This is a genomic window from Desulfurococcaceae archaeon, from assembly GCA_038845865.1.
GTDB lineage: Archaea > Thermoproteota > Thermoprotei_A > Sulfolobales > Desulfurococcaceae > UBA285.
In genome coordinates, this window is record JAWBQJ010000004.1 from 24,036 (window position 1) to 42,485 (window position 18,450).

At 49.5% G+C, this 18,450-nt stretch carries 19 protein-coding genes; 5 read left to right on the plus strand and 14 right to left on the minus strand.

Annotation, left to right across the window (positions count from 1 at the left end; translation table 11 throughout):
• Positions 1-104: 104 nt before the first annotated feature.
• A complete protein-coding gene (locus QXU03_05515) occupies positions 105-1,316 on the plus strand; it encodes a DUF763 domain-containing protein (protein MEM2171189.1) in 1,212 nt (403 codons plus the stop codon).
• A gap of 2 nt (positions 1,317-1,318) precedes the next feature.
• Here QXU03_05515 and QXU03_05520 read toward each other — a convergent pair whose 3' ends face one another.
• From QXU03_05520 to mvk, 4 genes are all read right to left on the minus strand, one after another.
• Positions 1,319-2,482, minus strand: a complete 1,164-nt coding sequence (locus QXU03_05520) for an iron-containing alcohol dehydrogenase (GenBank protein MEM2171190.1) — start codon at positions 2,480-2,482, stop codon at positions 1,319-1,321.
• A gap of 12 nt (positions 2,483-2,494) precedes the next feature.
• Positions 2,495-3,607 carry a glycosyltransferase family 2 protein gene (locus tag QXU03_05525; GenBank protein ID MEM2171191.1) on the minus strand — a complete coding sequence of 371 codons (1,113 nt, stop codon included), beginning with the start codon at positions 3,605-3,607 and terminating at the stop codon, positions 2,495-2,497.
• 68 nt (positions 3,608-3,675) lie between these two features.
• Positions 3,676-4,149: a hypothetical protein gene (locus tag QXU03_05530; GenBank protein MEM2171192.1), complete on the minus strand. Its 474-nt coding sequence runs from the start codon at positions 4,147-4,149 to the stop codon at positions 3,676-3,678.
• 10 nt (positions 4,150-4,159) lie between these two features.
• Positions 4,160-5,110, minus strand: a complete 951-nt coding sequence (gene mvk / locus QXU03_05535; protein MEM2171193.1) for a mevalonate kinase — start codon at positions 5,108-5,110, stop codon at positions 4,160-4,162.
• Positions 5,111-5,185: 75 nt separating this feature from the next.
• Here mvk and QXU03_05540 point away from each other — a divergent pair, with 75 nt between their 5' ends.
• Entirely contained in the window at positions 5,186-6,034 is an 849-nt protein-coding gene (locus QXU03_05540) for an Mrp/NBP35 family ATP-binding protein (protein MEM2171194.1), read from the plus strand.
• Positions 6,035-6,070: 36 nt separating this feature from the next.
• On the plus strand, positions 6,071-6,757 hold the full coding sequence (locus QXU03_05545; GenBank protein ID MEM2171195.1) for a hypothetical protein: 687 nt from the start codon (positions 6,071-6,073) through the stop codon (positions 6,755-6,757).
• On the opposite strand, the gene QXU03_05550 is transcribed toward QXU03_05545, so the two are convergent.
• From QXU03_05550 to mpgS, 4 genes are all read right to left on the minus strand, one after another.
• Positions 6,754-7,281 carry a hypothetical protein gene (locus QXU03_05550; protein ID MEM2171196.1) on the minus strand — a complete coding sequence of 176 codons (528 nt, stop codon included), beginning with the start codon at positions 7,279-7,281 and terminating at the stop codon, positions 6,754-6,756. The two genes, QXU03_05545 and QXU03_05550, sit on opposite strands and share 4 nt — an antisense overlap.
• A 238-nt stretch (positions 7,282-7,519) precedes the next feature.
• Entirely contained in the window at positions 7,520-10,087 is a 2,568-nt protein-coding gene (locus QXU03_05555) for an STT3 domain-containing protein (protein MEM2171197.1), read from the minus strand.
• Positions 10,088-10,175: 88 nt separating this feature from the next.
• Positions 10,176-11,111, minus strand: a complete 936-nt coding sequence (argF, locus tag QXU03_05560) for an ornithine carbamoyltransferase (GenBank protein ID MEM2171198.1) — start codon at positions 11,109-11,111, stop codon at positions 10,176-10,178.
• 49 nt (positions 11,112-11,160) lie between these two features.
• Entirely contained in the window at positions 11,161-12,327 is a 1,167-nt protein-coding gene (gene mpgS, locus QXU03_05565; GenBank protein MEM2171199.1) for a mannosyl-3-phosphoglycerate synthase, read from the minus strand.
• Between the two features lie 93 nt (positions 12,328-12,420).
• Between mpgS and QXU03_05570 the strand changes: the two genes are divergently transcribed.
• Together QXU03_05570 and QXU03_05575 are read left to right on the plus strand one after the other, a co-directional pair.
• Positions 12,421-13,059: a hypothetical protein gene (locus tag QXU03_05570; GenBank protein MEM2171200.1), complete on the plus strand. Its 639-nt coding sequence runs from the start codon at positions 12,421-12,423 to the stop codon at positions 13,057-13,059.
• Positions 13,060-13,070: 11 nt separating this feature from the next.
• A complete protein-coding gene (locus QXU03_05575) occupies positions 13,071-13,472 on the plus strand; it encodes a CopG family ribbon-helix-helix protein (GenBank protein MEM2171201.1) in 402 nt (133 codons plus the stop codon).
• A 9-nt stretch (positions 13,473-13,481) separates the two neighbouring features.
• Here QXU03_05575 and QXU03_05580 read toward each other — a convergent pair whose 3' ends face one another.
• The 6 genes from QXU03_05580 to QXU03_05605 all read right to left on the minus strand — a co-directional run bounded on the left by QXU03_05580 (position 13,482) and on the right by QXU03_05605 (position 18,424).
• On the minus strand, positions 13,482-14,846 hold the full coding sequence (locus tag QXU03_05580) for an aminotransferase class III-fold pyridoxal phosphate-dependent enzyme (protein MEM2171202.1): 1,365 nt from the start codon (positions 14,844-14,846) through the stop codon (positions 13,482-13,484).
• Between the two features lie 5 nt (positions 14,847-14,851).
• The gene (locus tag QXU03_05585; protein MEM2171203.1) at positions 14,852-15,841 is read right to left on the minus strand and encodes a dihydrodipicolinate reductase; all 990 of its coding nucleotides are present in this window, start codon (positions 15,839-15,841) and stop codon (positions 14,852-14,854) included.
• A gap of 65 nt (positions 15,842-15,906) precedes the next feature.
• Complete coding sequence (locus QXU03_05590; protein MEM2171204.1) at positions 15,907-16,335, minus strand: hypothetical protein; 429 nt, start codon at positions 16,333-16,335, stop codon at positions 15,907-15,909.
• A 4-nt stretch (positions 16,336-16,339) separates the two neighbouring features.
• Entirely contained in the window at positions 16,340-16,708 is a 369-nt protein-coding gene (locus QXU03_05595) for a hypothetical protein (protein ID MEM2171205.1), read from the minus strand.
• Between the two features lies 1 nt (position 16,709).
• A complete protein-coding gene (locus QXU03_05600) occupies positions 16,710-17,000 on the minus strand; it encodes a hypothetical protein (protein MEM2171206.1) in 291 nt (96 codons plus the stop codon).
• Between the two features lie 65 nt (positions 17,001-17,065).
• Entirely contained in the window at positions 17,066-18,424 is a 1,359-nt protein-coding gene (locus tag QXU03_05605) for a bifunctional hydroxymethylpyrimidine kinase/phosphomethylpyrimidine kinase (protein ID MEM2171207.1), read from the minus strand.
• Between the last annotated feature and the right edge of the window lie 26 nt (positions 18,425-18,450).

Sequence of the window (18,450 nt, forward strand, 5' to 3'; positions counted from 1 at the left end):
CCTGCATCAACGACCCTGTAAGTAAGCGAGGACCCTGCCCTTAAGGGTGTGGAGAGAGTTAGCACGGTGTTTTATAAGCTGCGATTTTAGAATAGTTTATTGAAGTGATCCGCGTGGTACTGGAGGGCGTTGCCGAGCTACCGCTACATGAAGGTAGGGTTCCCGCATACTTGTTGAGGAGAATGAAGACCTTAGGGTCTCTAATAGCCAGGTATATTGTTGAAGCACGTGGTCCCCGCGAACTGCTGATCAGGCTCTCAGATCCCTTCTGGTTCCAAGCATTTAACAACGTTATAGGTATGGACTGGGATAGTAGCGGTTCAACAACGGTCGTTCTCTACGTTTTGAAGTCGGCATTTCCAGCTAGTAGTTTAAGGGATGAGGGCATAACCGTTCTCGGCGGTAAGGGTAGAGACGCTGTGAACGTAGATAAGGAAATAAGGTTGGTTTCAGACGTTGTAGACGCGGAGAGGCTCATACTAGCAAGTAAGCTAGCCGCAAAAGTAGACTCCGTGGCGTTGCAAGACGGTTACGCACTTTACATTCACGGGCTTCTAGCCTCGGGCGATGGAGACTTACTGGTTATACAGCAAGGTATGAACCTGAGCACGAGAACGGCGAGGAGATATCACCTACGCGGAGAGGGACTTAGGCTACTGGCTGCTGAGGAAGACCCTCACACGGGTGTAGCGTGCAATAGGCTATCTCCAGCTTTAAATCTAGTGGATGCTAGGTCTAGTAGTTCGAGGAGGGCAGTACTAGATATCGTGACATCAACACCCCCAAATACCCTCATTGAAGAGGTTTACCAGGTTAATAGGTCGTTAAAGAGGCTGCCGCCGATAACGATTTACGTTACGGGCTCTAGGTCTGCCGAGGCAAGTGCGGGAGGCATTGTCGAGAAGGCCTCTAAGTGCCCGTCATTCTACAGGCCTGTAACAGACGTTAAGAGGGTGGCCCGTATCGCGGAGAAGATCAAGGAGCACGCACCGAGAGAGTTTAAAGAACTTCTACTGATCGAAGGCGTGGGGCCCGAGACGGTGAGAGCGCTGGTGTTAGTAGCCGACCTGATATACGGCTATGAGCCTTCATTCAAAGACCCCACAACGCACCCGCTAGACCCGTTTCTCTACGCCTACGCCCACGGCGGAAAGGACGGTGTACCTTACAGGATCAAGGCCGGGCAGGTCGATAAGACTATAGAGTTCTTCGCCGAAGTAGTAGACGGCTTACGTGCTGGTAACCGCGAGAAGGAAGTACTGTTACGTAATTTATCAAGGTTTGCAGCGCGAATTAAGCGAACGATCGACGCGTGAGGTCATAGCGCCTTCTTCACCACTTCTTCGATCAGTTGGCGAGTAACCGGGAACGGTATATTCGCGCTGAATCTCTCGACGATTGTCTGCTCGATGAAATTTAACACCCGCTCTAAATCTGACTCTACTATGCCGTAATCTCCCAGCCTTTTGTTAAACCCATGGGCTTCCTGGAATTTCCTCACAGTCTCCATGGCCTTCTCGGCGTCGTCACTAATAGGCTTAATCTCGGGGTTTAGGTGTTGGAGCAACCTAGCAGATGCTTTGGGGACCGCTTTATGGGTATGGTAGACTATTAGTGGACCGAGTATAGCCAAGCCAGCACCGTGAGGTAGCTCCGGTTTTAAACCGCTGAATCCGTGTTCCATTGCGTGAACTAAGTGCGATCCGCCTGCCATATCAATACACATACCTGCGAGCATTGAAGCGTACATGAGCATCGTCCTAGCTTCTAGGTCGCCAGGGCTTGTTAGAGCCTTTTCCAGGTACTTCGTAACAAGGCCTACTACCTCCTCTGCGAGGGTTTGCACTAGCAGATTTGTTCTCTTGGAGGTAGCCGATTCGTATGCGTGGTAGAACGCATCTAGTGACGTGTATAACGTCTGTTCTTTACTTAAAGTAATGGTATACACAGGATCATCGAAACTCGCGTCAGGGTATCTGGCTATGAAGCCCCTCTTTTCAATGGTGCCATCTATCGTCAGTACGGCAAATCTGTTCACCTCGGAGCCGGTGCCGTGAGTTAGGTTAACTACTACTAGCTTAACTCCACGGGAACACGGCCTCCTACCTAGTACGAGGTCACTCGCCTTGAACCCCGTACTTATTAGCATGGATACCGCTTTTGAAACATCTATCACGCTTCCGCCTCCAATGGCTATTACCGCGTCTACGGCTACCTCCTCTGCAACCTTGACTGCTTCGTCGACGACGCTCGTGTAGGGGTTAGGTGTGACTTTACCGTAAACCACGTATTCCGATTTCTGTTTTTCAAGCATTTCTATAACATCGCTGAGTGCACCGGATGTCCTCGCTGCACTCTTAGATGTAATTATTAGAACTCTGCGGCAACCCTGTAGGCGCCCTGAAAGATTATCTCGGAGACTTTTGGGGCCGAAGTAAACTTCTACATCGCCGTACTTGAACTTGAAGTTTACATTCCACACTGTGACGCCCCCTTAGTTCTTATCTATTACCACGAATCCGTTCACGTGTATTAAACCGTATAGTCTCGAAGAAGCCTCTATGAAGCCGAAGAACGGTAAGAGAAGTAGCAAGTAGGGCTTCTTCGACTTATAGACGCCATACGTGTACGTGCTCATATAATAAATTCCACTAGGTACCGCGAAGAGCAAGTAGCCCATGTACGACATCAATGGTAACAGTATGATTAAGAGTAGGAAGCCGGCGCTGAAGGTGAAGCTCCTGAGGATCACTACTATCTTCATGTATAGTGGGCACCGCTTAATGCCGCTGACTATTCCCTTAAACCACCTGCCTCTTTGTAGGATCAAGTCCGCTACGCTATTGGGGCTTCTAATAGACACTCTGGTAGCCGATTGCCACGTCTTATAACCGCGTTTAACCAGTTCAGATGCGAATTCGAAATCCTCTGTAAGTGTTTTCCGGGTAAACCCCACCTCTCTGAGCACGCTTCCCTTTACTATTAGAAGGTCACCGTGTAACCCTAAAAGAGGCTTACCCAGCAGGCCTGTAAAGAACCTGTATATCAGGATGTCATCCATAAACCTGATCCAGTCCATGACATACGCGACATTGCTTCTACCAGGACGCGGTACGAGGACCCCGTTCGCGGCAACGCAACCTTCACTCTCATAAACTGGAATTTCATATAGAAACGAGTCATCTAGTACGAGGTTATCATCATCTATGAGTACGTACCATTTGTTATCATCCACGCAGCAGTCTACGAAATACTGAAGTGCCCGTCCCTTACCAATGAGGTCTCGCCTATAACCGGATGGTACTTCTACCAGCTTGACCCCCTTGGTTTTCCTGAGTAAACTAGAAAGCGGTGCGCCTTCATCTACTACAACCACTACTCTGCCGTACTTCTCCACGTGGTACTTGACCACTTCGAGAAGGCTGTTTTTAACCCTGTGATCCGCTTTGGATACAACGATTATTTCAACGTTTTCAGCCTTCTTATCACCCCGTCTCGGTTTGTACACAGCATAGCCGATCACGCCAAGGGTTACAAGGATGGAATACGTGATTACCCCTACCAGTGCGACGTTCACTAGCTCGTCTACTATTACGTTTTCATTCAATACTCACACCGTCATTACTAGATATGCTCCTTCTCTCTTTAATAAAATTAGCACGTATAGCACGAGTTCTACTTACCTAGGAGCCTGTTGTAGATCTCCCTGAAGAGCTCTTCGCCCGCGAATACTATTTCAATGGTGTCACTGTACTTTTTAACCACCACTCCTTCTAGAGGGTTGTGAGGCGGATCTGGTAGTTCATGCAAGGGCTTGTCTTTTCCGACGTATATCCACTTAAGCTTACCTGCAGGATCCCTTTCTAGCCTATACCAGTACCTACCGTAGTAGTAGTACTTGATGACTGCCCCGTCTTGTAGCCTACGCGTAGATATGTGAACGGGTTTTAAGTAGAAACCGGTGTGCTTTATCTTATTGTTGTACTCGTAGAAAACAGGAAGGAGTTCTCCAATAATTAGGTTCAGTTTTACGAGTATACTCTTAGATTCCCTTATCGTTACCTTACCTCTCCTCGTACTACTAGTGAACATGTTGAGGTCAGCCCATGGGAGTCTAATCATCTCCTCATATACCACTATCTTCTTCATCCCTAAGTATTTAAATGTATAGCGGTTCCTCTAAATTACAAGCTCGTACCCCTGTATAGTCGGGCTTTACAGCAAAGCATTCGAACCCCATTCCACGAAGAGCGCTCTCTATCATATTAACCCTTTCAACATCGGCCACGCCTACCACTACTCCCCCCCTTCCAGCACCACTCACCTTTCCCCCATATGCGCCATTCCTCACCAGCTCGTAGACGGCCTTGTCGCAGATTTCAGCTGAAGCGCCCATAGCCCAGAGCAACCCGTGGTTTACAAGCATTAACTCGCCAAGCGACTTCATGTCACCTGCTCTGAGAAATTCGATTGCCATTTCAACGACTTCTTCGGCTGCATCGTATATGAGCTTTCCCGCACTACCTAGGCGCTCGTATCTCTCCAAGACCTCCCGTACAACCTGGCCTGTTGACCTCTCAACGCGAGTATTGATCACCAGGATCGCCACGTTTGCTGGTAGTTTTAAATCAAGTTTCCTAAACACTCCCTGCCTGTAATGTAATAGGCCGCCATGAGTGGCCAGCGTGGTGTCAACCCCGCTAGGCTGGTAGTGTACCACTTTTTCGGCTTCGTGCGCGATTTCCCGCACATCTTCACGTGTAAAGTTTACCCCAATGTAGGATAGTAGGGCGTGTGCTAGCGCAACGGCTACCGAGGCTGAAGACCCCATCCCAGCTGCTATTGGTATTTGAGAGTCTATTTCGACATCAACTGATGGCACGTCACCATACCTATCCTTTATACTTTTGAGCAGTGTGCCGATCAACTTCCAGTGCCTCGAGCCTTCTTTTATGAGCCCCAGTTGTTTTGAATAGACCCTACCTGTGCCGGGCTTAACGCACACGTTCGCGTACATCGTAATGGCAAGCCCGAGCGCGGGTTTTCCCTTCACGACGAAGTGCTCTCCGAATAGTAGTACTTTACCCGGCGCAATACTGCATTTCTTCAAGTTTGTAACCCCGTTCCCTACTATTTTAGTAGGGCGTGTGCTTTTGTATATTAATGCCGAGACGGGGTAGACACCGTGAATAGCCGTGAAAAAAAGGTGAGGTTTACACCTCCATTTACTCTAATAAACAGGGCTAGGGAAAAGCTCAGTGCGTATAAGTACAGGATACTAGTAATGAGCGGTAAAGGAGGCGTTGGAAAGTCATTCGTGTCCTCGATGCTAGCTCTCGGCTTAGCATTAAAGAACAGGAAGGTTGCATTACTAGACGCGGATATACACGGCTCATCAATACCGATTCTATTGGGCCTGCAGGGTAAAAGGCACTACGCGAATGAAGAAGGCGAAATACTTCCCGTGGAAGGCCCCTGGGGACTTAAAGTCGTAGCTGTAAACTTAATGCTCGACTCGCCGGATACCCCCCTAGCGTGGAGGGGGCCTCTCATAGCTAAGGCCATAATCGAGTTAGCTGCGAAAGCGGTATGGGGTACCGGGGATTACCTCATCGTGGACATGCCGCCCGGTACCGGTGACGCGCCGTTAACGGCGGTTCAAGTACTTTCGCCAATAACTGGGATGGTACTAGTAACATCACCTAATACGTTGAGCGAAACGATCGTGGCTAAGGCGGCAAACTTCGCAGTATCTACCGGTATAAGGTTGCTCGGTATAGTTGAAAACATGAGCTATTTCAAATGCCCTCACTGCGGCAAGGTGACTAGCATCATGGGCACCATGGTTGGAGAACGCCTTGCCGCCAAGTATGGAACTGCTTTACTGGGTAAAATACCCCTAGACCCGGGAGTGAACGAGGCAGTTGATAAGGGAATGCCCTACCTGCTAACTAACGCTAATGATGGGGTTTCAAAGGCAATTATGGAAATCGTTAATAGGGTAATAAGCATTGTTGAGAATAGTGGTAACTAGGATACTCCCCGATTCAAGAGAGGGACGTGATGGCAGGTGTATACCTTGAATACTGAAGAGGAGGTTGGTAAAAAGCCCAACTGGGTTCTCCTTAAAGAAGCCGCCGAATCGCTATATAGGAGCGGTAAAGTATACTTTACGAGAAAGGAGCTTGTAGCTGAGGTCAAAAAAAGAGATCACGCCAGGTCCGAGGAGAGCCTCGACTTCGAGATAGACCTAGTCACCGTTAACAGTAATAGTAGAGATAAGTACAGAGACCCCGAAAAGCTGTTTCTATACAGAATAGAGCGGGGTAAGTACACACTATACAATCCCGAGGAGCACGGCGAGCTCGAAAAGTACATAGGCACTCAAAGGCTAATAGCAACGAGGAAGAGGCTCGTCGAAGAAGTCGTTAAGCTGCTAGAAGAAAGGGGGTTTGACGTATCGCCTAGCAGGTCTAATAAACCACTTGAACCAGACATGGTTGCCGAGAAAAGTGAAAACGAAGAAGCCATTGGCGTCTGGATAATAGACCCTTCAGCCCCCCTATCAACGCAGTACAGGTACATAGCCTACATCATTGGGTCTTGTATGCTTAACAGGGAGTACTCTGAATACCTCGTCCTAGTGCCCGGCGAGCTCTACAAGAGAATACCACAAGAAGTAGTGAACGTGCTTGACAAGCTCAACGTCAAGTTAGCCATTATAAGGGAAGAACGCAAATACACTATACAGATCTAAGTCACCGGTTCCAGCCGCTTCCTAAGAGCTTCTCGCGCTTCTTCAATTATTGCTTTTACTTCGCTACTGCCAGGAGGAGAGTAGCTTAAACCGGCCCCATGGCCAGCGATAGATATCTCTGAGAGCTCTCTCACGCTCTCTTCAAGCTCGAGGAATAGTATACTCAGGTCCGGTAACTTTGTCTCGGGCAGGTTTACTAAGTCCCTGACTAGGTCTCTCAGCTCCGTTGCAATCAGGTTAAATTCCCTGAGCACTATTGCGTGCTGTAAAGCGAGGTCCACCTTGTCTACTATGAGTAGCAGTATAGCGAGCTTCCTCGAGAGGTCCCGGAGCTTAGCTACCTCCTCCGCGTATCTCTTAGCCAAGTAGCCCTCGCCGCGTGATTCAAGATCGGTGAGCCTCTTAGTGAGATCGCCTGCCCTTTCATCAATCCTACTCTGCAGTTTGCTAATTCTGTCCTTGATCAGCCTTACGGAGTAGAGTACTTCGAAGCTTTTTCTCAACGGATCTCTTTTCCTAAACACGTACAACCCCGTACTGGTAATACCGTGTTCAATGACTTAAAAACCGCTACCTTAATGCCTAAGGTACTGGAGATCTACCAAGCCGTTCTCCATTCCAAGGTTTTTGTTGGTTTCCTTGGGATGGTTCATCACGGTTTCCCTGAGCCCTCTCCCCCACGAACAGTTCCCTAGGCCTGTAGAGGTGCCGGAAGCAATGAGCGGTTTGCACCTCATTAAGCTTTCAGCGAGGTTTGAGGATTTAGGGTATGTACGTGAACTTGTATATTATTATCACACTGTACAGTATCCCGATTCGTCGGTCCGGTGTATACAGTTCGAGCGGTTTCCCCGTATTGGGGTCGATGAAGGGCTCTGCGATTACAGCGTGAGGTTGGAGTATTGTATCGTTTATTAAAGGCCTCTCAGTAATATTTGAGATGTCCATGATCGGTACTTCCCTACTCACGTTTATTCCCACTCTATTTCTTACCTCGTTTCTAACGGTTACTGATGCTGCCTGCTCAGAGCCTGAAAACCAGTAGAATATTCCCTTCTTCCCCCTTGTCTCGGCCCAGTAAAGCATTCCGTCAACTACTAACCTATATATTAACGGCGTTCTTTCAGGCTGGCTTAAAGGCGGGCAGAGGATGATGAGCTCGAGTGCTGTTCGCCCACTATAGGGGTCTTGGGCATACGCCGTGTACGCGTACATGTATTCCGCCGAGTCTATGTAGTTCACATTTATACCCTTTCTGCGAAGTTCGTCAACAACAGAATTACCTATCCTAAACATCCACATGCTCTTCGGCCAGTCCACTAAGCCGGGGATTCGTATATCCAGTACACCGGGCTGACCGAAATCTACGATGGGCCATATAGCTACTGTATCGTTCTGCTCGGAGACAAGCACGCCCTCTATGATCATGAGGTACGTCTCGTTTGGTTTTACGTTAAATAGCTTGGCGAGGTGTGCTGCCTGATCCGTTGTATTGGACCACATCAGTAGCCCGATAATGCCGATCTGCGTGTTGTTAAGCGTTGATCCATCCGCAACCGATATCCTGCCACCGGGAACGCTTATACCGTAACCGTAATCCCACCACGCTATGACTACGGAGTTTTCGGGAAGAGATCTCAACAGGTCAACCGTTTTGTACCAGCTGTCGCTGTATAAGTAGGCCAGGCCCGATACCCCTGCCCTAAAGGTATAGACCATTGCAGAGTTACCTTCGTACTCCGCCTTCGCGGTGTACGCGAAGTTAGTAAATATGGCCACTAGTAGGATCAGCGTAATTATCCTCGTAGCTGTGCCGACTTCCGTGGTGGTTCTTCGAGCAGCTCTAGTACCCCTTCTTCTCGCCGTGAGCCATATTACGTATGGAAACGCTTTGTTAGCTACTAAAGCAACGATTGCAGCTATGATGATGACGCCGAAGTAGGCTGCAGCGCCGATCATGTATACTGCGTTTAAGTACGAATAAAATGACACGCCGAATGCCACTCCCACGTATACTTTCTCAGGGGTACCCTTGTAGAGCAGGTATACTATACCTACGATACCGGCGGAGAGTAGGTACAGTATCCCCAACACGATCGCGAGCTCGGGTGACGCTTCAGCTAGCGGTATAAAGTAAGTACCCCACGAGTGTAGCATGTTCCTAATCGTACCTAAGCTTGTAAGCGGGGATTGGTGCTCAGCGATGCTTTCGACCAGTGGTTCTGCCCCTATAAACCTCAATCCGAGAGCCCATGCAAGCCTGCCGCCAATAGGCAGTATGCCCATGGCCGTGAATACCACGCCGGCAATAAGTAGCCCTCCCACTAGTAGAATGTACCTACCAGTATTTAGTACGGGCTTCCTGAAGCCCATTTTCCTGTACTCCATCCCGGCATAGTAGAATATTACTGGTAGCATCGATGCTCCCACCAGTAACCAGCTGAGTCCGCGCGGTGAGAAGGGGTATATGCCGAGGGTCCTCGCGTTGGCGGGCGATGGCGTAACAAACAGCATCGTGAGCAGTATTAAGAGAATATTACAGGTTATGAAGCTCCTTGAAAGGTACTTTCTAACCAGTATAGGCGACAAGACGAAGTATAGGACGACCGTACCTAGCAGAAATACGTAACCGCCCCAGAGCCAACCAACCATTGCGAGGAATAGTGCAGCTAGAACCGTATACTTAAACCAGCCTTTACCCGTACTGTACACGGTCTTCAGACACCTCGCGTAGAAGTATACGAACAAAAACACGAATACCGCCGCAACGCCTTCTTTCTCCACGTAACCTATTACGGATCGTTCTACTGCCGCTGGTAAGACAGCGTAAAATAGCGCCGCTAATACGCCCACTAAGCGGCTACCTGACGCCTCCGTTGCTGCGAGGTACGCCGCGACAGTAGCTATCGCGGCGAAGATTACTGGTTGCAGTGCCGCCCACTGGTGTAAGTCCAGGCTGAAGTGTTTAACAATGTGATATGTCATACCAGTCCATATTGGTAGAAACGGGTAGCTTGTGTATATGAAGTCCCTGCCCCACGGGTACCAGAAGATGTGGGTATCGGGGTTTTCCCGTGTCAGAGTGTACCAGGCTAGGGGGCCGTGCTCATGTACGTAAGCTGCCTGCCAGTACTCGATGTAGCTGTCGAACTCGAAGAACTCGTACTCGTTTAGCTTGAATGGGGCAACCCTTATGACGACTCCAAGCATGACGGCTACTAGTATTAGTGCGCCGATCACTAATTTAAGTCTAAGGGGTTGCGATGATAACCCACTAATTACTGCAAGTAGCTTGCTGTCTACCCTTCTTATAGCGTACTTCACGTTCATGAACGCCAACACCGCTGAATACGCTTGAGAGATAGATATGAACGTATCGGGTTAAATAAACGATAGTGGGCTGGGAACGAAGACGTCATTACGGTATCGTGAGGGCTAGTAGCGCTTTCTGAGCGTGCTTTCTATTTTCAGCCTGGTCCCAGACAACGCTCCATTTACCGTCTATTACCTCGTCTACGACCTCTTCTCCGCGCTTTGCTGGAAGGCAGTGCATGAATATGGCGTCCGGCTTCGCCTTCTTCATCAGGTCTACTGTAACCCTATATGGTGTTAAGTCGCGAATACGTCTTTCCCGTTCCCTTTCCTGGCCCATGCTAACCCAAACATCCGTGTAGACTACGTCTGCATTTTCTACTGCCTTGTAGGGATCTCTTTCAATCTCGTAACCTCCTGTGGCGTTCTCGTTGAAGAGCTTGATCACGCTCGGGTGGGGGTCGTAACCTGGTGGTGATGATATCACTATTCTACCTCCGAGTATTCCTACAGCGAGCATTAAGCTGTGCAACACGTTGTCTCCTCCATCACCGATGAACACGATCTTAAGCTTTTCAAAGCCTCTACCCTTTTTCTCCATGATCGTGAAAACATCGCTGAGTGCCTGGCACGGGTGATGCAGGTCACTAAGTCCATTTATGACTGGTACACGGCTATACTGCGCCAGCTTCTCAAGCTTCCAGTGCTCGTATACACGAGCCATTATTCCATCAACGTAGCGTGAAAGCACTCTAGCCGTGTCCTCGATCGTTTCACCTCTAGCTAGTTGCAGTTCACTGGCACTCAAGTAGATGGCATCGCCGCCCAGCTCTTTCATTGCTGTTTCGAAGCTAACCCTGGTTCTAGTGCTAGGCTTCTCGAATATCATTGCTAAGTGTCTACCAACCAGCACCGGTATTACGCGTTCACCGGCGAGAAACCTCTGCTTGAGCTGAAACGCCGTTTCAACGATGAAAAACACCTCCTCTCTATTGAATTCCGTGAGAGTTAGGCAGTGCCTTCCCTTGAGGCTCGTAACCAACATACCACCCCGTGTAACTATGGAAAGCCTCTATAAAAACGGTGCCAGATTACAGCCCCAGCGCCATACTGATATTACTCTCAGTTATCACCGACTCGAGGAAATCTCTCGCGCTTATACTGGGATACCTGTACTTTGGTAGCTGAATTGGTTCCTCGACGAAGCCCATGTCCCTCATGGTGTCAAGTATGTACTTCTTACCGCGCTCGTCCGGTAACCGTGAGTGGTATATCGTGGAGAGGCTTTCTAAGATCATCCCCGCGACGTGAGCCTCTCCTTTCTCGGCATGTATGTGTGGGCTTAGAGACTCCACCTGGTATATTTCAATGTTCTCGGGCAGTGCTGGACAACGTCCCTTCTCCAAGTCAACGTAGCACTTTTCGAGTATGCTTATGAGCTCTTGCGTCTCTACCGAGAAGCCACTACCGTACTCTATTTCCCTCGCGAACTCCATGCTCATTGCGTGTTCCCCGCTGTTAGACGTCTTGATGATATCCGTTTCAACCCTTCTCTTATATGAAAGAACCCTATTGAACACCGTGTTAACCACCGCGGATACCCTGCCGAACCTCCTAAAGTAGAAGTCCTCTGCTGTAGACCACGCCTTATGACCCCATGAAATCCTCGCCATCCTATACTTCGACTCGCTTGACCCGAGCACAGTATAGAATATTAGCGCGTACTCGAGGGCGACGCTTGGAACGTAATTGTCGGCGTCTAGGAACGCTACATTGCGTGCTTTAAGCCCGTCGGCCAGGACCGTTCCTATTAAAATTCCCTCTCCTTTCCCGTTTCTAACCAAGGACTCTTCATCCAGTATTTCGGGTAACACGTCTCTGAGCTTCTCTGCTACTACTTTATCTTTCTGGTGGACGACCAGCACCGTCCTACCCGTTGTTTTATACACTATCTTGGCTATATCCACTTCAATCTTGTACATGTTAAGGGGGTGCATGCTAGAGTTAGAGATAATGATTACCGGTGACTGGCAGGGTATGGCTTTAAGAACCCCTTCCAGCGATAAGGGCTCTTCGTCCCTAACCGGGATCACGAACACCGTGGAGTACGCGACGTCTTCCAGGTCCCTAAAGCCCGATAAGCCGAGAACGCCGGGTTTGCTTTCAAAGCCATATGCAAATAACGAGTGTATTTTCACGAGCTCGTATATTTTTACGGCACCGAAAATCTCGAACCTTGCTGGGTAATTTATGTACATTAAAAACACCCAGATCGGCAGGAGCACCTCTTAAGTACCTAAATGTTTTATAGCTTACCGAATTATAAATTTATTAGTAAAGTGGTGTTCCCGTTGGAGAAGTTAATAGTGGAGGTGCTACTGCTAGCATTAAAAGCTATTGGCACCGCGTGTGCTGTGTGGATCGTTGGCTGGCTCGTGGGACAGGTCGTCAAGTACATGGTTACAAAACTCCTTGGTAAAATAGGGCTTGATGAGTGGATGAGGAGACTGAGCGTTGGCAGGGCAATTAGGAGAACGGGCTACTCCGCGCACGAATTCATGGGTATTCTAGCTGCGTGGCTTATGTATGCAATCTTCGGAGTGCTCGGAATTTACGCGTCCGGTTACGTAGCCGGGTGGGAGGACCTCACGTTGTACGCTTACACAGCTCTCGTGGTTTACATTGGTGGTTTTATCAAGCTTCTGCTTATCGTTATAGCAGGATTCATTCTAGCTGATGTCTTCGTCGGTTACATCTATAGAAGCACCGAACTACGCTCTGAAATGCAGATGCTGTACCCGCTCGCAGAATACTTAAGGATAGTGCTTTACATAGCGATAGTGGTATTCGGGGTTGAACAGAGCGGCCTTGGAGTCGGCGTGTTACCCCAGCTTCTCCAACCAATTATATGGGGGGTAACAGCAATAGTGGTGCTATTCATGGTTTACTTAATAGTCCAGAGCACCAAGGCGCCGAGACAACCTGTATAGCGTGAACCGCTGTGAAAGGGCGCAAAGTCGGGGTATACATTCCGCCAGATCTCGAGAAGCCCCTCGAAGCCTACATGAAAGAGCGCGGAGTCAGGAACATCAGTCGAGTAGTTCAAGAAGCCCTAAGGCTCTATTTATCGGAGGTTTTCAGGGAAAAGTGCACTCTCGCGGGCTTCATAAATGTTCTCTACAACCACGAAGTGGGAGGAATCGATACCGCGTTAACCGATCTACAGCACGATTACATGGACGTGGTGGTGGTGTCTAACCACGTGCATGTGAGTGAAGAGCAATGCCTTCTATCCATAGCTGTCAAGGGCGATAGTTCGAGGATCCTAGAGTTCGTTTCTAGGTTACACTCTCTACATGGAGTTCTCTTAGTTAAGCCCATGCTACTGTGTACTGAGACGTGAAGGGTAGGGCTACCTGGAAAGCCTTGAAATAGATTCTACGAAATCCGCGAACACGTTAATTAGGAACTCCACCTCGCCTTTTCCATGTATTAGTGATGGTAGGAAGTGAGCTAGTCTTTCACTTGCATATATTGCCCCTCTAACTCTGCTGTACAGGTTAAACGCCCGTTCAACGAGTTTACTCCACCTGTACTCGTAAACTTCTCGCGCGTTTCTAGGTCTTTTCCTGGTAAAGTGTATACTACTGAGGCTCCCATCACCCGTACTCCAGCACTCTACTCCGTGCTCTAAGCATACACTTTCCACTTTTTTCCTGAAGAAGCCCCACAGGCTGTTAGAGGCTTCGTATATTCCCCTGTTCTCGGCGAGGTGCTTAACCAACGCGTACCCGGCCTTAACCACGATGGGGTTTGCCACGAAGGTGCCTCCATGGAATACCCTGGTTTCCGTTTCCCGGTATTTTATGTGGTCTAGTAACTCCATAATCTCCTCTCGCGCGCCGAAAGCGCCTATTGCTCCAGCGCCTCCCCCAATGGCCTTACCGTACACGACCACGTCTGCTTTAACATTGTAATACTCCTGTGCACCACCAAGTGCAAGTCTGAAGCCAGTTATAACCTCGTCAAATACTAACAGCACGTCGTGCTCATCTACAATACGTCTAACTTCTTTCAAGTAGCCTTTTTCAGGCTCGATGCACCCAGCTGCACCCATTACGGGCTCCAAGAAAACTGCTGCTACGTCATGTGATTTTAGAGTCTTTTCAAGCGATTCAACATCATTGAAGGGCACTACGAGCGTGTACTTGTATACGTCTTCGAGTAGACCCGCCGATTCCGGTTGTCTATACGGATAAGTAACGCCTACGTGGAGCACGTCCACTCCACCATGCCATCCACCTTCCATTTTGACTATATACTTTTTCTTGGTATATGCCCTAGCTAACCTTACAGCGTACATGTTAGCCTCAGAACCGCTATTAGTGAACCTTAGCATTTCAACCCCTGGAAGGACCCTTCTAAGTAGCTCCAAGTACTCGAGTACATAGGGGTGTTCGAAGCCTAGGTGGGTTCCGATGTCGAGAGCTTCCTTGACGGCTCCTAGCACGACATCTGACAAATGTCCGAGCACGTGGGCTCCGTGGCCCATCCAGTAGTCGATATACTCGTTGCCGTCTACGTCCCACACCCTTGTACCTTTCGCCTTAACTATGTATGGTGGGTACGGGGAAAAGTACCGTATAGAGTACGTTACTCCGCCTGGCGTTAGCTTTGCTGCCTTACTGTACAGTTCTCTACTCTTCTTCGTTTTACTGAAGTAGTCTAGTTCAACCTTTTTAACCCATTCTTCTAGCTTCTCGTCGAGTGTGCTCATCGGCTTCACACCGAGAAGCGGATCTTAAATGGTAAGAGTTCTGTCATAAGCCTCAGACCGGGTGGTAAGTAAGGGGCCTTCTCCGCTACGTTGAGAACGACGGTAACCGTTCCGAGATCTCCCGGGGTACCAGTACTTCTCCACGTTGTGGTGTAATCCTTACCTTCAATTACTATTTCTTCATACTCTGGTGCACCAGCATACGCGTGAAACTCCAACCTGATGACCTCTCTGTCTTTAATGTAGCCTACTCCATACCCAGTTATACCCTTATTGAAGCCCCTCTCCACGCGGATACCGGCAGATTCTATGGTTTCCTCTGCGGGAACGGGGCTTTGCCGCTCTTCAACCCGCGTAAGCTCCAAGTCCCCTGCGTAGGCTATCAAGTAGACTGACTCGGCATAGCCGACGTGGCCCGTAATCTCCCCTTTCAGTAACTTTTGCCTTACTAGTTCGGGGTCTTCACCTAGACCTATTTTCTTCCTAAATGGTTCCCTCCGCTTAGCCGCGTCGAGACTCCTAACAGCCCTTATCCTCTTAACCGAGGTGACCGCGGATGACAGCGTTACCACTAAGGTGTCTAGGAGGAACCCCGGATTTATGCCTGTACCGATGACCACTACACCGTACATTCTAGCAAGCTCGTCCAGCTTCTTGGCCAGGACGGGATACCGGTAATAGGGGTATGCAAGGGTCTCTGATGTTGAAACGACATTAACTCCTCTCTCAATGATGCTGACTACCTGGTCGAATACCCTGTCAAGGTATGAACCGGTAGCGTGGACGACTACATCGGCGTTTTCCAGCCCCGCAAGAGAGCTGGAGACGTTAACTCCGAGCCTACCAATTCCGGCGACCTCGCCGGCGTCCTTACCGACTACCTTCTCGTCAATATCTACCACGGAGACTACTTCATGTCCGCGCTCAACGGCCAGTTTAAGTACTAGTCTACCGATAGCCCCGAAACCACATATTCCAAGCCTCAAATGCTTCACCGGGTAGTAGTAATCTCCGCGGGAGTATAAATAAAAACTTGGCGCATTAAAGCTGCGTGCTTACATCACTCTTCGCTGTGTACTATCTTCTCGTATAGGCGTACAATGGTGAACAGCACCGCAAACCCTACTAGCAATATTACCAGTGGTCTGAACACCAACTCGCCCCTTACTTGGAGCTCGCCGGCTCTGTGCACTACCTCGACGCGGCCGGCCTCCATGGTGCCAAATACCAACTCAAGCACTATTAGTAGGCCTAGAAGGGATGAGAGCGCATCGAATACTATGCCTATTTGGGGCTTAACGTTGGATGACGTGGTGTTTAGGGCTACGAAAACACCGAAAATAACGGCAACCTCCAAAGGCTTTACCGGCGTCACGGGAACCTTCAAGTAGTCTGTAAGTATGAGAAGTGGAATTCTGAAGTATACGAGGTACTCTACAAATCCCCGTATAACCCCTAGGATAACGTTTAAAACTATTTTCTTAAGCACCCGATCACCTGTACTCCAACACCACTCTGTAGAGCCCCCCGATCTTAAATTCCACCTTCACGATGCCCACTTCGAGATCACCACGGGAAAGCACCACTTCCTTTACTACTTTACCCGCCTTGACCTCCTCGATGCCGATCTCCCGATCGCTGAGCTGGATCTTGAGGTCTTTTAACGGCACTTCCGAGCAGTAGTTGACTTCCAGGACCGCTTTAATGGTATCTTCGCTCACCTGCCCTAGAGGCCTTATTTCGAGCCCAATGCACTCCGGGTTTTCGAGTACGTCGTGTATAAAGAGCACAAATGGAGCTACGAACAACACCAGCACGGATACTAGTGCAATTACCAGTGCGTACTTTAAGGTGGCAAACACCTTAACTACCCTGTTTGCTAGGTGGGGACTCTACCTTAAACGACTGGATACCATACCTTAACAGTACGCTACCAGCCCACACAATTACTCCGAGGAAGCCCAGTCTCACCGCTATTTCCACGAGGGCATTTATAAGCCGTGTAATGGACTCCTCTAGTGACCCGTAAATCGAGGGTAGTGTGTAGTTGTAAAACGAGTAGTATGCAGTTATGACAGCCAGTATTACTATGATCGTGCCGGCCGCTACGAGCGCTATGCCTATGTACCTGTGTACGGGCTTATCAGGCGACAAGGCGACCTCCGACTAGTACGTACTAGACATGAGTTAATATACCTTGCACCGCCATTACGAGGGGGCTAAGAGACCAGGTCCAAGAACTTTTTAACGGCGTCAGGAGCGGTCTTGCCCAGAAGCCTGATCATCGCTTCTTTGCCGACGTCTCCCACGTCATATATAGCGTCTGGTGTTTTCGTGGCCTTGCTAAATGCTTCTCTAACTATCCAGGGTATGCTCGCACCTTCAACCCTCCTAATTTCCTCCGGTTCCAGCCTTCTATCTACGAACACGACTACATAGCCCTTCGCGATCGCCTTTTCTACGAGTTCCTTACTGTACTTAACGTTAACGGCCGCCCTTATTTCGGGGTCGTACTTCATTACTTCGAGGACCAGCCTAGCTACGTGACTCGATGCACCGAACTCTACCGGCCCTACAGCTACTAGTTTCTTACCCGCTTTGACTATTCTACCAACCACTCCTGCTACATCGTCTACGCTACTAGCATATTTACTATCAATGGCCTCCACCACGTTCAACCCGACTTCTGGCACGTGTTGGAGAACCGTGCCGGAATTCTTAAGGAGAAGTTCAACTGCTTCTTTAACCTCATTGAGAACCCTGTACTTCTCCGCTGGTATTTCAAGCCATGCCACCGGGTTTACCGGGCAGTGCCCTCTCCCGACTCTTACCCCGTAGCGTATCGCGTGGGTAATAAAGTCTTTCGCCTTGGCCACAGACTCCACGACATTAAGGCCCTTAGCCAAGTACGCCGTTATTGCCGCGGAGTAGCTGCACCCACCTCCGTGATGGCAACCCTCAACCCTCTCGGACTCGAAACGGTAATACCTTCCACGGTAGTAGAGGACATCTACTACCTTACCCCCTTCTAAGTGGCCTCCCTTAACCACGACTGCTTCGGGACCGTACTTCTCCGCCACGATCTTAGCCGCTCTTTCCATGTCCTCCACAGAGCGCACCTTCATGCCACTGAGCACTTCAGCCTCGGGTATGTTCGGGGTGACAACCCTTGCTAGCGGTAGTATTTCCTTTACGAGAGCTTCCACGGCTTCTTCCTTGAGCAGTCTCGCACCTGACTTAGCGACCATTACGGGGTCCACTACGAGCGGTATGCTGTACTCGCGCACGGCTCTCGCCACGTGATTTATTATGTCGCTGTTACTGAGCATCCCCGTCTTCGCAGCGTGTACGCCTATGTCCTCAACCACCACTCTTATCTGCTCGTAGACAAACCACCCTGGAAGGTCGTGTATTGCAGTTACTTCGCGCGTGTTCTGCGCCGTTAAACTAGTAATTGCCGTGGTCCCGTAAACTCCGAGCGCGCTGAAGGTCTTGAGGTCTGCTTGTATACCGGCGCCTCCACCCGAATCACTGCCCGCAATAGTCATTGCAACGGGCATCCTACGCGTAGGCGCCACCTGCCAAGAATTATATCGCCTGGAAC

Coding starts and splice junctions, on each gene's coding strand:
- QXU03_05530 (MEM2171192.1), bottom strand. CDS start 4,149: ATGAAGAAGATAGTGGTATATGAGGAGATGATTAGACTCCCATGGGCT.
- QXU03_05555 (MEM2171197.1), bottom strand. CDS start 10,087: ATGAACGTGAAGTACGCTATAAGAAGGGTAGACAGCAAGCTACTTGCA.
- QXU03_05580 (MEM2171202.1), bottom strand. CDS start 14,846: ATGAGCACACTCGACGAGAAGCTAGAAGAATGGGTTAAAAAGGTTGAA.
- mpgS (MEM2171199.1), bottom strand. CDS start 12,327: ATGTACATAAATTACCCAGCAAGGTTCGAGATTTTCGGTGCCGTAAAA.